The organism is Halopolyspora algeriensis (genome assembly GCF_003337235.1).
Lineage (GTDB): Bacteria > Actinomycetota > Actinomycetes > Mycobacteriales > Pseudonocardiaceae > Haloactinomyces > Haloactinomyces algeriensis.
In genome coordinates, this window is the sequence record NZ_QPJC01000008.1 from 62,718 (window position 1) to 75,806 (window position 13,089).

At 68.4% G+C, this 13,089-nt stretch carries 14 protein-coding genes; 9 read left to right on the plus strand and 5 right to left on the minus strand.

The window, feature by feature from the left end; translation table 11 throughout:
* Nucleotides 1–171: 171 nt before the first annotated feature.
* A complete protein-coding gene (locus DFQ14_RS13445; protein WP_114453621.1) occupies nt 172–1,920 on the minus strand; it encodes a DEAD/DEAH box helicase in 1,749 nt (582 codons plus the stop codon).
* A gap of 639 nt (nt 1,921–2,559) precedes the next feature.
* On the opposite strand from DFQ14_RS13445, the gene DFQ14_RS13450 reads away from it, so the two are divergent.
* Both DFQ14_RS13450 and DFQ14_RS13455 read left to right on the plus strand, forming a co-directional pair.
* On the plus strand, nt 2,560–3,249 hold the full coding sequence (locus tag DFQ14_RS13450) for a ferritin-like fold-containing protein (protein ID WP_114453728.1): 690 nt from the start codon (nt 2,560–2,562) through the stop codon (nt 3,247–3,249).
* A gap of 102 nt (nt 3,250–3,351) precedes the next feature.
* Complete coding sequence (locus DFQ14_RS13455; protein ID WP_114453622.1) at nt 3,352–3,579, plus strand: DUF3107 domain-containing protein; 228 nt, start codon at nt 3,352–3,354, stop codon at nt 3,577–3,579.
* A 265-nt stretch (nt 3,580–3,844) separates the two neighbouring features.
* On the opposite strand, the gene DFQ14_RS13460 is transcribed toward DFQ14_RS13455, so the two are convergent.
* Together DFQ14_RS13460 and DFQ14_RS13465 are read right to left on the minus strand one after the other, a co-directional pair.
* Entirely contained in the window at nt 3,845–4,183 is a 339-nt protein-coding gene (locus tag DFQ14_RS13460; RefSeq protein ID WP_246195522.1) for a DUF4873 domain-containing protein, read from the minus strand.
* A 17-nt stretch (nt 4,184–4,200) separates the two neighbouring features.
* Complete coding sequence (locus DFQ14_RS13465; RefSeq protein WP_114453623.1) at nt 4,201–4,977, minus strand: TetR/AcrR family transcriptional regulator; 777 nt, start codon at nt 4,975–4,977, stop codon at nt 4,201–4,203.
* Nucleotides 4,978–5,054: 77 nt separating this feature from the next.
* Between DFQ14_RS13465 and DFQ14_RS13470 the strand changes: the two genes are divergently transcribed.
* The 3 genes from DFQ14_RS13470 (at nt 5,055) to DFQ14_RS13480 (ending at nt 7,350) form a co-directional block, all read left to right on the plus strand.
* Nucleotides 5,055–5,954, plus strand: a complete 900-nt coding sequence (locus DFQ14_RS13470) for an AurF N-oxygenase family protein (RefSeq protein WP_114453624.1) — start codon at nt 5,055–5,057, stop codon at nt 5,952–5,954.
* Complete coding sequence (locus DFQ14_RS13475) at nt 5,951–6,862, plus strand: alpha/beta fold hydrolase (RefSeq protein WP_114453625.1); 912 nt, start codon at nt 5,951–5,953, stop codon at nt 6,860–6,862. Before DFQ14_RS13470 ends, DFQ14_RS13475 begins: the two co-directional genes overlap by 4 nt.
* 125 nt (nt 6,863–6,987) lie before the next feature.
* Nucleotides 6,988–7,350, plus strand: coding sequence for a hypothetical protein (locus DFQ14_RS13480; RefSeq protein ID WP_114453626.1), 363 nt, complete (start codon nt 6,988–6,990; stop codon nt 7,348–7,350).
* 9 nt (nt 7,351–7,359) lie between these two features.
* On the opposite strand, the gene DFQ14_RS13485 is transcribed toward DFQ14_RS13480, so the two are convergent.
* Entirely contained in the window at nt 7,360–7,995 is a 636-nt protein-coding gene (locus DFQ14_RS13485; protein ID WP_114453627.1) for a TetR/AcrR family transcriptional regulator, read from the minus strand.
* Nucleotides 7,996–8,365: 370 nt separating this feature from the next.
* Here DFQ14_RS13485 and DFQ14_RS13490 point away from each other — a divergent pair, with 370 nt between their 5' ends.
* The 4 genes from DFQ14_RS13490 (at nt 8,366) to DFQ14_RS13505 (ending at nt 12,679) form a co-directional block, all read left to right on the plus strand.
* Nucleotides 8,366–9,316 (plus strand): DUF3152 domain-containing protein, encoded by a 951-nt coding sequence (locus tag DFQ14_RS13490; protein WP_246195521.1) that lies wholly within the window; start codon nt 8,366–8,368, stop codon nt 9,314–9,316.
* 276 nt (nt 9,317–9,592) lie between these two features.
* Nucleotides 9,593–10,795, plus strand: coding sequence for an adenylyltransferase/sulfurtransferase MoeZ (gene moeZ / locus DFQ14_RS13495; RefSeq protein WP_114453628.1), 1,203 nt, complete (start codon nt 9,593–9,595; stop codon nt 10,793–10,795).
* Between the two features lie 121 nt (nt 10,796–10,916).
* Nucleotides 10,917–11,723, plus strand: a complete 807-nt coding sequence (locus tag DFQ14_RS13500; protein WP_257233696.1) for a TIGR02569 family protein — start codon at nt 10,917–10,919, stop codon at nt 11,721–11,723.
* 122 nt (nt 11,724–11,845) lie between these two features.
* Nucleotides 11,846–12,679: a uroporphyrinogen-III synthase gene (locus DFQ14_RS13505; protein WP_114453630.1), complete on the plus strand. Its 834-nt coding sequence runs from the start codon at nt 11,846–11,848 to the stop codon at nt 12,677–12,679.
* Between the two features lie 43 nt (nt 12,680–12,722).
* On the opposite strand, the gene DFQ14_RS13510 is transcribed toward DFQ14_RS13505, so the two are convergent.
* Entirely contained in the window at nt 12,723–13,013 is a 291-nt protein-coding gene (locus DFQ14_RS13510; protein WP_114453631.1) for an MGMT family protein, read from the minus strand.
* Nucleotides 13,014–13,089: the final 76 nt, after the last annotated feature.

The window sequence follows — 13,089 nt, forward strand, 5'->3', positions numbered from 1 at the left end:
TGTGACTCCCGGCGAACAGACTCCGTCATGGCACCCTCTGCTCGAGCCTAGAAGAATAGCTCCCAGGGCTTGCTCGGGTGGTTGCTCCCACCGCCGTCCCACGCGGCGCCCTACGGCGGTTCATGCGGCTTCCGACGGGTGCCGTGCCGGCACTCCCGTCGCATGCGGGTGTTACTCCGCGACGCCCTCGGTGCTGCCTGCCGGGGTGCTGTCCGCAGGAGCGTTGCCGCCGGCACGCTTCGGGCCGCCCCGCCTCCTGCGGCGCCGAGCGGGCCGTTCCGCACCGTCTCGGGAGTTCTGAGCGCCCTGGGTGCTCGGCGCCTCCGCGGGTTGTGCCGCTCCGTCGGTGCCGGCACCGACGCGAGTGCGGCGCCTCCGGCGGCGGCCCGTCGGCCGCGTGTCACCGGACGGTTCACCACGGGAACTCTCGCCACTGTCGCTGCCCGTGCGCTTGCTGCCGGATCCGCCGCGGGTGCGCTTGCGGCTGCGCTTGCGGGGGGACTCGGTGTCCGCTTCGGACTCGGCATCGAGCCCGGCACGGTCGCGCTGGGACAGCGGCAATCGCCCGGTCACATCGGAGGGCACGTCGAGATCGGTGTAGAGGTGCTCGGAAGTCGAGTAGGTCTCGACCGGCTGGGGCAACCCCAGGCCCAGCGCGTCGTTGATCATCTTCCAACGCGCTTCCTCTTCCCAGTCGACCAGAGTGAGAGCCACGCCCGTGCGGCCCGCGCGGCCGGTGCGCCCGATCCGGTGCACGTAGGTCTTCTCGTCGTCCGGGCACTGAAGGTTGATCACGTGCGTGACGCCTTCGACGTCGATACCGCGGGCCGCGACATCGGTGGCGACCAGCGTGTCGATCTTGCCGGAGCGGAAGGCGCGCAACGCTTTCTCGCGGGCGGTCTGCCCGAGATCGCCGTGGACCGAACCGGCGGCGAAGCCGCGCTCGTTGAGCTCGTCGGAGAGCTTCTGCGCCGTGCGCTTGGTGCGGCTGAAGATCATGGTCAACCCGCGGTCGCGTGCCTGCAGGGCACGTGCCAGCAGTTCGGTCTTGTCCATCGCGTGTGCGCGGTAGACGAATTGCCGGGTGCGCTCGTGGACAGCGCCCTCGTCGGCCTGCTCGGCACGGATGTGCGTGGGCTGCTGCAGGAACGTCCGGGCCAGGTTGATGATCGGTCCCGGCATGGTGGCCGAGAACAGCATCGTCTGCCGCTGCTCGGGAACCATTCCGAGCATCCGCTCGATATCCGGGAGGAAGCCCAGGTCGAGCATCTCGTCGGCCTCGTCGAGCACCAGGCCGCCGACCTTGCCCAGGACGAGATGCTGCTGATCGGCGAGATCGAGCAGGCGTCCCGGTGTGCCGATGACCAGATCGACGCCCTTGCGGAGCGCCTCGATCTGGGGCTCGTAGGGGCGGCCGCCGTACACCGCGAGGGTGCGGATGCCGAGGTGCTTGGCCGCTTCTTCCAGGTCCCGTGTGACCTGCACGCACAACTCGCGCGTCGGTACGACCACCAAGGCCTGGGGGGTGCCGTCACCGGGGACCTGCAGCCGTTGCAGCAGGGGGACGCCGAATCCCAGGGTCTTTCCCATGCCGGTCCGGGCCTGACCGATCAGGTCCTCACCGCCCAGGGCCAGCGGGAGGGTGAGCTCCTGAATGGCGAAGGTGTGCTCGATACCCGCTTCGCCGAGGGCGCGCACGATCCTGTCGTCCGTGCCGAGCTCGGCGAAGGTGGGGGTGTCCGGGGTGCTCGGTTCGGGGTTCTCGGCGTGCAGCGGGCGGGCGTCGGTGTTCTCGGGGGTGCCGCTCTCGCTGTGCTCCAGCACGCGCGCATCGTGCGATGTGGTGCCGTTCGGGGATTTCTCGCTGCTGTCCGCGGAAATCCGCTCGTTGCTCACCGTCAGAGTGATCGCCTCTCTCATCCCTGCGCGCACGCGGGCCGCAGGCCCGGTCGTGGTGGTGAGTCCGGCAACCGCTGGACATCTCGCGGCTGCGCGCGGCGCTCGTGGTCACCCACGTGGAGGTGCGCGCTTTCGTTCGAATCAGCGGCACTGTGCCGCTGTCGGGTCTGTGGTTGTGCAGGCGCCGAGGCACGGGACCATCACCGTCGTGCGGGGTGGCGGGCGCCGCTCGGCTCGCGGACCGCGCTCGTTCCGGGAGTGATCTCCGTTCCCCGCTCACCGTGGTGGCCGAGCGGGGTGTCCGCTGCCCGGTATCGACATTGCGAAGACGCGTGTCCGGAACCATCCCGGGCTGCTTCGGCCTGCAATCGCTCATCCGGAGGAGCTCTGCCCGGCAACGGCCCATCCTGAAGCGATCCGCCTCGGCAGGAAGTCGCACGGTTTCCGCCGCTTCCCGGTGGGCGTACCTCCGAGGCATGCCCTGTCCGGACACTTCCTGCCGAGATGTGCTCCGCCGGGGTGTATGCCGTTGGGGCATGTCTCGGGGCATGTCGTTGCCTGATGCCAAGTACTCCTCCTTCACCCACGATACCCGCTCGTGTGCGGTACATCGAGACGGAGGCGGCCGGGCGTGCCGTGGAGCCGGTTAGGCTCGCGGTCATGAGTGAGGCTGACCAGAGTGCGGCGGCATCCACCGAGAGATCCGGCGATGGCTCCGAGCAAGGCGTTGTCGATCTGCTCGCGGCGTTGGCCTACGGCGAGCTCTCGGCATTCGACCGGCTGGCCGAGGACGCGCGTGCCGCACCGACGCTGACCGGCCGGGCCGCGCTGGCCAGCATGGCCGCGGCCGAGATCGGCCACTACCGGCTCCTGGAGGAGCAACTCGCCCAGCGCGGTGTGGCCGTCGAGGACGTGATGCAGCCCTTCGTCGAACCCTTCGACGCCTTCAATGCCTCGACCGCTCCGCATTCGTGGCTGGAGTCCCTGGTGAAGGCCTATGTCGGTGACGGGCTGGCCGCGGATTTCTATCGCGAGGTCGCGGAGTGGCTCGATCCGGCGACGCGGGAACTCGTGCTGACGGTGCTCGCCGACACCGGCCATTCGGCATTCGCCGAGCGCGAGGTGCGGGCGGCATGCGCCGAGGACGAGAGTCTGCGCGACAAGCTGACGCTGTGGGGCCGCCGCTTGCTGGGGGAGGCCGTGACCCAGGCCCAGCACGTGGTCGCCGAGCGCGACGCTCTCGCGGAACTGATCATCCGCGGTTCCGGCGATCTCACCGGGATCGCGGCACTGTTCAAGCGGCTGCAGAACAGTCATACCAAGCGGATGGGCCGCCTCGGTCTGGGATGAGGCGATATCGGGTGTCTCGTGTCGACGCCTCGGGAAGGCGTGGTGTGGGATAGCCTGGGGGCGGCGTAGCCGACAGAAGACGAGTGTGTACGGAGGTTCGGTGTGGAGGTAAAGATCGGCGTCGTGGACAGCTCACGTGAGCTGGTGCTCGGCAGCAGTCAGTCCCCGGAGGAGGTCGAGTCGCTGGTCGCCGACGCGCTGGCCAAAGCCGATGGCCGACTGACCCTGACCGACGAGAAGGGCCGACGCTACATCGTTCCCTCCACCAAGATCGCCTACGTGGAGATCGGGCCCTCGGAACCGACACGGGTCGGTTTCGGCGTCGGCTGACATCCCGAGCGGGTGGGTGGGCGCGTTGGTGCGCCCACCCACCTGCTTTTCTGCGCTGCCGTTTCTTCTCACGGGGTCTTTCAGAGTGGTTCTTGCACGAGTGATCAGCCTGAGCAAAGCGACCGGCTCCGGCTTTTCAGATGGATGGATTGCAAGGCAGGGGGCCACGTGATGGAGAGTGGCTACCTGATGTGGCCTCCAACGCCGCAAGGCGCCATCTGAGAAGGCGGTCACCGACCACCGCGCCAGGTCGTGAAAGCACTCCTCAGTGGTTCCCGACCGGCTCGTGCAGCTCGGTGTCCAGCTCGAACGGGGGACGTCCGAGTCCGGCGATCCGATACCTGTTCCACGGGTCGGGGTCGGACAGCGTTCCGGCCGCCTCGCCGGCCGGAGTGCGTAGCACCACCTGCGTTCTGCGGCCGGCGGTGAGTTCGGTGATCCGCTCGTTGGCCGCCACTCGCCCGTACCAGTGGAAGCGGCCGTCGATCGGCTGGAAGTGCCCGCGCAGCACCACGTCGACCGCGATCTCGTGGTCCTCGGTGAACACCACGGCCGCACCCCGGTAGTCGTCCTCGTCGTGCTCGTGCACCGGGTTCTCCGGCACGTTGCCTCCTTTTCGGCTCAGCCCCGGTGGGCTTGTTCTCCGACATCCTCGGCGCCCTCGCCGGTCACCGCCCGCAGGTCGGGGCCCAGCTCCAGCGGTTCGTCCGGGTCGATCACGATGCCCCCGGAACGCAGTACGCCGTCGATGGCGAACCAGATGATCCGGGTGAGGTAGTCGGTGAGGTCCTCCCTGCTCATCGACTGGCGATCCAGCCACCAGTCGCCACTGGCCTGGACCATGCCGACCAGCCCGTGGCTCCATGCCTCCACACCGCCGGAGTCCAGCTCCAGCGCTCGCATGTACTCGCCCAGCAAGCGGGACAGCGAGTTGGCGATGACGGTTTTCTCGGTGGTGACCGGATCCGTCTGGACCGGCCGGTCGGCGAAGTTCCGGCGGACCACGAAGCGGTACAGCTCGGGGTACTCCTCGATGACGCCGAGGTAGGCGCTGACGATGCGGCGGATGCGCTGGTGGATGCTGCCGCTCTCGTCGAGGGTCGGGCCGATGCGCTGCATGAGCAGGTCGGTGCCCCACTCGCCGACGGCCAGGTAGAGATCACCCTTGTCGCTGAAGTGCCGGTAGAGCACGGGTTTGCTGACCCCGGCCTCGGCGGCGATGTCGTCCATGCCGACTTCGGCCCCGTGGTGACCGATGGCACGCACGGTGGCCTCGACGAATTCGGCGCGCCGCGCCTGGCGATGCCCGCGCCAGCGTTCGCTGCGCTTGTCTCCGTGGGGCGGGTCGCCGCGCGACGGCGTGTTGACGGCCTTGACAGGCCGCGAGATGTGGCTCACGCTACCCAAGGTAGCTGTTACTAGAAGTAACACGCAATTGTTCGAGCCGCTGCCCACCCGGAAAGTGATGACGTGCGATGAGCAAAACGCTTCAGGTCAACGAGCGGGAGAAGACCGCTGCTCGGCTGCTGAAGTCCTCGGCCAAGAGCAGTTATGACCCCGAAGTGGACATCGACTGGACGGCACCGCTGGCCGAATCACAGCCCTACATCCCGTTCGAGCGCAGTACGCTCTACGGCACGGACCTGTGGGAGCAGCTCACCACCGAGCAGCGGATCGAGCTGACCAAGCACGAATTCGCCAGCATCGCCTCGAACGGCCTGTGGTTCGAGATCCTGTTGATGCAGATGCTGCTCAAGGATGTCTACCGCAGGGACCCGCGGAGCAACCACGCGCAGTACGCCCTGACCGAGATCGCCGACGAGTGCCGACACTCGACGATGTTCGCCCGGGCGTGTGAACGAGTGGGGGCGCCCGCCTACGGACCGATCCCGATCCTGTACCACGGCGGCAAGCTGCTTCCCGCCGTGCTCAAGGGGCCCTCCGCCTACGCCTCGATCCTGGTCGCCGAAGAGATCCTCGACCGCTTCCAGCGCGACCAGATGAACGACGAACAAGTGCAGCCCCTGGTGCGGATGGTCAACCGCATCCATGTGCTGGAAGAAGCCCGCCACGTCACCTTCGCCCGCGAGGAGGTCACGCGCGGGATGCAGCAGTGCAACGCCGCCGAGCGTGCCTACCACCAGTACTGGACCGCGCTGGTGTCGTTCTGCATCGTCCGAGCGCTGATCAACCCCCAGGTCTACAAGGCCGTCGGACTGCGCCCGAAGACGGCTCACCAGGTCGCGCTGAACAACCCGTACTGGCACGACACGATGCACTGGGGTGGCGAGAAGATCATGTCGTTCCTGGACGAGGTCGGCCTGGTCGGCAGGCCCGGCATGAGCCTGTGGAAGAAAGCGGGGTTGATCCGGTGACCGTCGAGCAGCGCGCCTCTTCCGCGGAGGTCTTCACGACACGGGACGGCACCGGGTTGCGCGTGCGCGAGCACGGCCCGGCGGACGCGCCGATCACGGTCGTGTTCGTACACGGCTGGACACTGACCAAGCACAGCTGGGATCGGGTCGTGGCGGGATTGCCCGCCACAGCGGGAGTCCCGGTGCGCGGTGTGAGCTTCGACCTGCGAGGGCACGGTGAGTCCGACCCGGCTCCGGCCGGAACGGCGACGATCCGGCAGTGCGCCGACGACCTCGCCGAGCTGATCGAGGATCGGGTGCCGGATGGTCCGATCGTGCTCGCCGGCCACTCCATGGGTGGTATGACCCTGATGGCGCTGGCCGAGCAACACCCCCAGCTGTTCGCCGACCGGGTACGGGGTGTCGCTCTGGTGGCGACCTCCAGCGGAGGCCTCGCCGCACCGTCTCTCGGCCTGCCGAAGCCGATCGCTGCGTTGTTCAACGCGGGTGAACGCGCGGTGCGCTCCAAGCTCGCCGCCGCACGGGGCCGGGTGGTGAGCAGGCGTTCGCGCTGGATGCGTCCCGGCCTGCGCTGGCTGCTGTTCGGCTCGAAGCCGGCGAGTTCCGATCTCGCCACGACCGCGGAATGGGTCGCGGGATGCCATCCGCCGAGCATGGCGGGATTCCGGGAGTCGTTGGCCGAGCACGACCGTGTCGAGGCACTTGCGGCATTCCGTTCGGTGCCGGTGATGGTGCTGGCAGGCCTGGACGACCGGCTCTGCCCGTACTCGCACGCGCGGCGTATCTCCGAGGCGTTGCCGCATGCCGAGCACCTCGTCTATGCCGGAGCCGGACACATGCTGCCGCTGGAGCGGGACGACGAGGTGACCGCGAGGGTCGCCGACCTCGCCCGCGCAGCGGTGCGGTGACGCCGACGCGCGGACCTCTCGGGGTGGATGCCCGAAGAGGTCCGCGCGTCACTGCTCGTGCCGCCGCGTGTCCGGTACCGTGGCCGAGTGCCATGTCCGATCGACCATTTTGACGAGAGGGTCTCGTGGGACAGCACACCAGCGGCGGCATCCACCATCACGGCTATGTCGAGGACGCGCCTTTGAACACAGCCCTGTCTGCGCACGACCGCCTCTCCCGGCTGGATGCGGCCGAGGTGCTGCATACCCCGGATGAGGTAGCGCAGTGGCTGGCCAGCACATTGCGCGCTGCCATGGGCAAGGTCGAGGACGAGGTGGCCTTCGACGACGAGTGGGATCAGTGGATCAAGTTCGCCCAGGCGGGGGAGACCATCACCACCGGTCTGCGTGACGGCCCCACGATCAGTGTGGTGGCGGTCTCCGAAGACGAGTGCCGGTGCGAGGCCGCTCCGCTCGTGCCCGTCGGCGGCAAGAAGCGCAGCCGGTGACCCGCCTGGTTATCCCTGCTGGAGGGGGAAACCGGCGAGTCCCTTCCACGCCAGGGTCGACATCAGGGAGACGGCCTCTTCCCGCGTGATCGAGTTCTGGGTGTCCAACCAGTTCCGGGCGGTGACCTGACTGAGTCCGACCAGCCCGACCGCGAGCAGGCGTGCCCGTTCGTGGTCGAGACCGGCGTCGGCGGTGACGGCTTCGGCGACCGCGTCGACGCACGCGGACATGGCCCCCTCGACGGCTTGCTCGACCGCGGGTTCCCCGCGCAGGTCGGATTCGAACACGAGTCGGAAAGCCTGGTCCTCGCCGTCGACGAACTCGTAGAGGGCCCCCACGGCGGCGCGCACCCGCTGCTTGTTGTCCGGGTTGGATTCGATCGCTTCCCGGACCCGTCGGACCAACTCGGCGCCGTGGGTCTCCAGCAATGCCAGATACAGCTCCAGCTTGCCGGGGAAGTGCTGGTAGAGGACGGGTTTGCTGACCCCGGCCCGCTCGGCGATGTCGTCCATCGCGGCGGCGTGATAGCCGTTGGTCACGAACACGTGCTGAGCTGCCGTGAGCAGCTGTGCCCGGCGCGCATCGCGAGGCAGTCGCACCCCACGCGCGGATTGCTCGGTGCTGTGCTGCGCGGTTTCGGTCATACGTGTCCTCCGCCCGGGTGCTGCTGGGCCGACCGGTGTTGTGTCCGTGCCGGGGTCCCCGACTTTACTCGTCGGTAGAGGAAGGCGGGCACGTTGCCCGAGCATCGTGTTCACACGGACTTCACCACGGCGTTGCGCGGTCGGTGGCTCCGTGACCGGGCCGGCTTTTCGGGTGCACGGAGGATGCGTCGTTCCACTCACCCGTGTGGCACCCTGGGACGGTGCCCGGACCGATGCGAGGGCCGATGGCGGCGTGTCCTGCTCGGCGAGGCCGGTATTCGACGGCCGACCGGGGCAAGGCCGGACCGACAACGGGGGAACCGTGGATTCGCAACGTCGGAATCGAGGGCGGCACCGAGCAGAGCCCCTGGTGGCCTCCTGGCACCCTGCGGAGTCCGAGGGAAGAGAGCACGACAGCGAGTCGCGAGGTCGCCGCAAGGGCAGGCTGTCGCGGTACGGCCGGGGTGTCTATGCCATCCCGCTGCTGCTGGCGGTGTCCGTGCTGGCTGCGTTTCAGGTCACCGAGACTCCGCGGGGAGACGCGGGGACAGCGGGTACGGAGCCCTCCGGTGCCGCGGCCGGTCGGACGGAGACCAGCACGCTGCCGGTGGTCACCGAGGCCCCGAAGGGCAAGTCCTACGATGCCGAGCTGTTCTCGGCGGAGCTCCCCCCGGGGGCACCGATCCCGAAGAACGGTGCGGGCACGTTCACCGTGCTCCCCGGCACCTCGCCACGGGTCGGTTCCGGAGAGTTGTACCGCTATACCGTCGAACTCGAGGACGGTGTCACGCTGACCGAGGGCAACGACTCCTTTGCCCGCCTGGTTCAGCAGACGCTGTCCGACTCCCGTAGCTGGACGAACCCGAGGGGCGGCGGGATCTCCCTGCAGCGGGTGGACGCCGAGGGGCCTTCTCCGGATTTTCGCGTGACGCTGGTCAGCCAGAACACGGCCCGGGAGGTGTGCGGCTACGGCAACGGGCTGCCTTACGACAGTTCCTGCCGGATCGATGAGCGCGTGTACATCAGTGCCGCCCGGTGGGTGCGAGGTGCCGTCGCGTTCGACGGGGACATCGGCACCTATCGGCGCTATGTCATCAACCACGAGGTCGGACACGTCCTCGGCAACGGGCACACGGCCTGCCCGGCTCAGGGCGTGCTGGCACCGGTCATGGTCCAGCAGACGTTCAGCGTGGCCAACAACGAGTTGCACCGGCTGAACGAGCGGGTATCGCAAGGTACCGACATCCCGGCCAACGGCTTGGTGTGCAAGCCCAACGCCTGGCCGTTCCCGCTCGGCGAGCATGCGGAGCCGCCGAAGTAGCGACCGCGCGGCCGGCCGGAAGCGCCGCCGGAGCGTGGGGTCCGCGGGCGGGCCGGGCTCTCGGTCCACCGCGGCGGGACGTTCCGCCTCTTCCGGGGGCGGACGCACTTCCCACTGAGTGGGAGCATTTGGGCTCGGGAATGTGGATCGGCCAGTCTTGCGTTGCAGCTCCTGTGAGGCGCTCGCCCGCGCGGGCAGGCGTACCAGGGTTCGGGACCGATCCGGTATCGGCCCGACAACCGAGCGAAGCATGGATCACTGAGGAGGAGCTCGGAGATGTCCGGCGAGGCAACGCAGGGTAGTCCGCCCCAGGACGCGGCGACACTGCCACCGCTCGTGGAACCGGCGGCGGAGCTGACCAAGGACGAGGTCGCCCGCTACAGCCGTCATTTGATCATCCCGGATGTCGGGATGGCGGGCCAGAAACGCTTGAAGAACGCGAAGGTACTGGTCATCGGTGCGGGAGGTCTGGGGAGCCCGGCGCTGCTCTACCTGGCTGCTGCCGGTGTGGGGACCCTCGGCATTGTCGAGTTCGACACCGTGGACGAATCCAACCTGCATCGCCAGATCATTCACGGCCAGTCCGACCTGAACCGCTCGAAGGGCGAGTCGGCCAAGGACTCGATCCTCGAGGTCAACCCGTTCGTGCAGGTCAACCTGCACGAGACGCACCTGACCTCGGACAATGCACTGGATATTTTCCGCGACTACGACCTGATCCTGGACGGCACCGACAATTTCGCCACCCGGTACCTGGTCAACGATGCCGCGGTGCTGCTGGGCAAGCCCTACGTGTGGGGGTCCATCTTCCGCTTCGAGGGCCAGGTCAGCGTGTTCTGGGAGAAGCACGGGCCGAACTACCGGGACCTGTACCCCGAGCCGCCGCCGCCCGGAATGGTGCCGTCCTGCGCCGAGGGTGGCGTGCTGGGTGTGCTGTGCGCCTCCATCGGGTCGATCATGGTCAACGAGGCCATCAAGCTCATCACCGGGATCGGTGAGACCCTGCTCGGCCGCCTGATGATCTACGATGCGCTCGAGATGAGCTACCGCACCGTCAAGATCCGCAAGGACCCCAGCGCGGACGAGGTCACCGAGCTCATCGATTACGACGCGTTCTGCGGTGTGGTCTCCGACGAGGCCCAGCAGGCAGCGGCGGGCAGCACCATCACCCCGCGCGAGCTCAAGGACAAGTTCGACTCCGGCGAGAAGTTCGAACTGATCGACGTCCGCGAGCCGCACGAGTACGAGATCGTCAAGATCGAGGGTTCGACGCTGGTCCCCAAGGACCGCATCGTCTCCGGCGAGGCGCTCGCGGAGCTGCCGCAGGACCGCCAGATCGTGCTGCACTGCAAGTCCGGTGCGCGTTCCGCCGAGGCGCTCGCGGCGCTGCAGAAGGCCGGTTTCTCCGACGCCGTGCACGTCGGCGGCGGTGTCCTCGGTTGGGCCAACGAGGTCGACCAGAACCTGCCGACCTACTGAGGACCGGTCAGGGGTTTGCGCCGACGGTGCAAACCCCTGACCGGCTATGCAGTACCTCGCCGGGCGAACTCTCGGAGTGCCTGTCCCGCAAACCGCGCTCACGCGGGTAGCGTCTTCGGCCGTGAGTGCTACACCGGAGCCGCCACCGCCGCATGTGCGCGCGGCGTTCGGAGCGCGCCTCGAGGAACCGGAACTGCTCGAAGGTGGGATCGCCTGGCGCTGCGGGCAGGATGGCGACGTCGTCCTCAAACCGGCCTCCAGCACCGCCGAAGCGGCATGGGTGGCGCAGACTCTCGACACCCTCGCGCCGGACGAGGTGCGGCTGGCCAAGCCCCTGCGATCGACCGACGGCCGCTGGGTGGTTTCCGGCTGGTCGGCGACCCGGTACATCGAGGGCCGTCCGGAGCCCCGCCACGACGAGGTCGTGGCGATGTCGCTTCGCCTGCACACCAGGACTCGTTCACTGCCGTACCCGCGATTTCTGGATGCCCGCCAGGACATCTACGCCCTGGCCGATCGGATGGCCTGGGGCGAGGTGGAGCTTCCCCTGCAGGCCGACAAAGGGGGAAGGCTGTACGGCGCGCTGGCGGGATCGCGCCGCGAGATGCAGCTACGGCCGCAGGTGGTGCACGGCGACCTGTTCGGCAACGTGCTGTTCGCGGGGAACGCCCCGCCCGGCCTCATCGACTTCACGCCGTACTGGCGCCCCGCGGAGTGGGCTGCGGCGGTGGTCGTGATCGACGCACTCGCGTGGGGTGGTTCGGATCCGGCCATCGTGGAACGCTGGTCTCACCTGTCCGAGTGGCCCCAGGTGCTGCTGCGGGCACTGCTGTTCCGCTTGGCTGTGCATGCGCTGCATCCGCGCGCCACGACGGCCTCGCTCGGTGGCCTGGAATACGCCTCCCAAATGGTCCTCGAAGTGTTGTAAGAGAGTGCACGTATTGGCGTGCGTGGTGAGAGCAACTGGGCCGCTTGTCCGAGGCCGATGTGAGCAACAAGTGACCGTCCCTGTGCGCGTGTTCCCGAAACGTCTCGTGCCAGGATGGACGGGTGAGCGAGCCGGCAACGGAGCAACCGCTGAAGGGCTACACCGTCGGGATCACGGCCGAGCGCAAAGCCGGTGACCTCGAAGCACTGCTGACCAGACGAGGTGCTTCCGTGCTGCGGGGCGCGGCGATGCACACCGTGCCGCTGCCCGAGGACGGAGAACTCTCCGCAGCCACGGCCGCTGTGCTGGCCGCCCCGGTGGATTTCGTTGTCGTCACCACCGGAACCGGCTTCCGCGGATGGCTGGAAGCGGCCGATTCCAGCGGTGCCGGAGCACGGCTGCTGGAGCACCTGCGCCCGGCGCGCCTGCTGGCGCGCGGCGCCAAGGCACGCGGTGCCATCCGGGGTGCCGGGCTTGCCGTCGAGTGGAGCGCCCCCTCGGAGGAGTCCACCGAAGTCCTGCACCACCTGCTGCAGCACGATCTCGAGGGCAAGCGTGTGGTCGTGCAGGTGCACGGGAATCCGATGCTCGAGTTCCAGCAGGCGCTGCGCGAGGCCGGCGCCGAGGTCGTGCCGGTGACGGTCTACCGGTGGACGGACCCTCTCGATCTCGACGCGCTGGACCGGCTGATCGGTGCGATCGTGGCCGGTGAGATCGACGCGTTGCCGTTCACCAGTGCGCCCGCGGCCGCGAACCTGCTGGACCGGGCTGAACGCATCGGCAAGGGTGCCTCCTTGCGGGAAGCGATGCGCTCGCGCGTGCTGCTCGCGTGCGTCGGTCCGGTCACCGCCGCACCGATCGCGGAGGTGGGCCTGCCGTATTCGATGCCCGAGCGTGCGCGGACGGCAGCGCTGGTTCGGTTGCTCGCCGAGGAACTGCCCGCCCGTGGGAGGTGAGTGAACGGCCCGTCGGTGCGCTCTTTCGGAGCGAATGTGGCGTTCACTCCGCTTCCCAGCGATAGCGACGCATGTCGACGCGGCCGTTGTCGGCGAGGACCCCCTCGGCGCGCAGGTGTTCGAGCTGCCGGTGCCGGATGTGCTCGGCGACGGTGCCGTCGGAGCGCAGCACCCGGTACCAGGGCAGGTCGGCCCCGTCCTCGGCGAGGATGCGGCCGACCAGCCGGGCCGAGCGCAGCCCCGCGAGTTCGGCGACATCGCCGTAGCCGAGTACCCGCCCGGGCGGGATCGAGGCGACGACCGACCGGACCTGCTCCAGCGTCTGCTCATCCACGGCTGCAGTATCCCGGTTCGCAGTGGTTCCGGTTGTCCAGGGGCGGCATGCGGAACGCATCGCCGTGAACATCACC

Excerpts from the sequence above, each read along its gene's own strand:
- moeZ (WP_114453628.1), top strand. The coding sequence starts at position 9,593 with ATGTCCGGCGAGGCAACGCAGGGTAGTCCGCCCCAGGACGCGGCGACA.
- DFQ14_RS13450 (WP_114453728.1), top strand. The coding sequence starts at position 2,560 with ATGAGTGAGGCTGACCAGAGTGCGGCGGCATCCACCGAGAGATCCGGC.
- DFQ14_RS13470 (WP_114453624.1), top strand. The coding sequence starts at position 5,055 with ATGAGCAAAACGCTTCAGGTCAACGAGCGGGAGAAGACCGCTGCTCGG.
- DFQ14_RS13445 (WP_114453621.1), bottom strand. The coding sequence starts at position 1,920 with ATGAGAGAGGCGATCACTCTGACGGTGAGCAACGAGCGGATTTCCGCG.
- DFQ14_RS13485 (WP_114453627.1), bottom strand. The coding sequence starts at position 7,995 with ATGACCGAAACCGCGCAGCACAGCACCGAGCAATCCGCGCGTGGGGTG.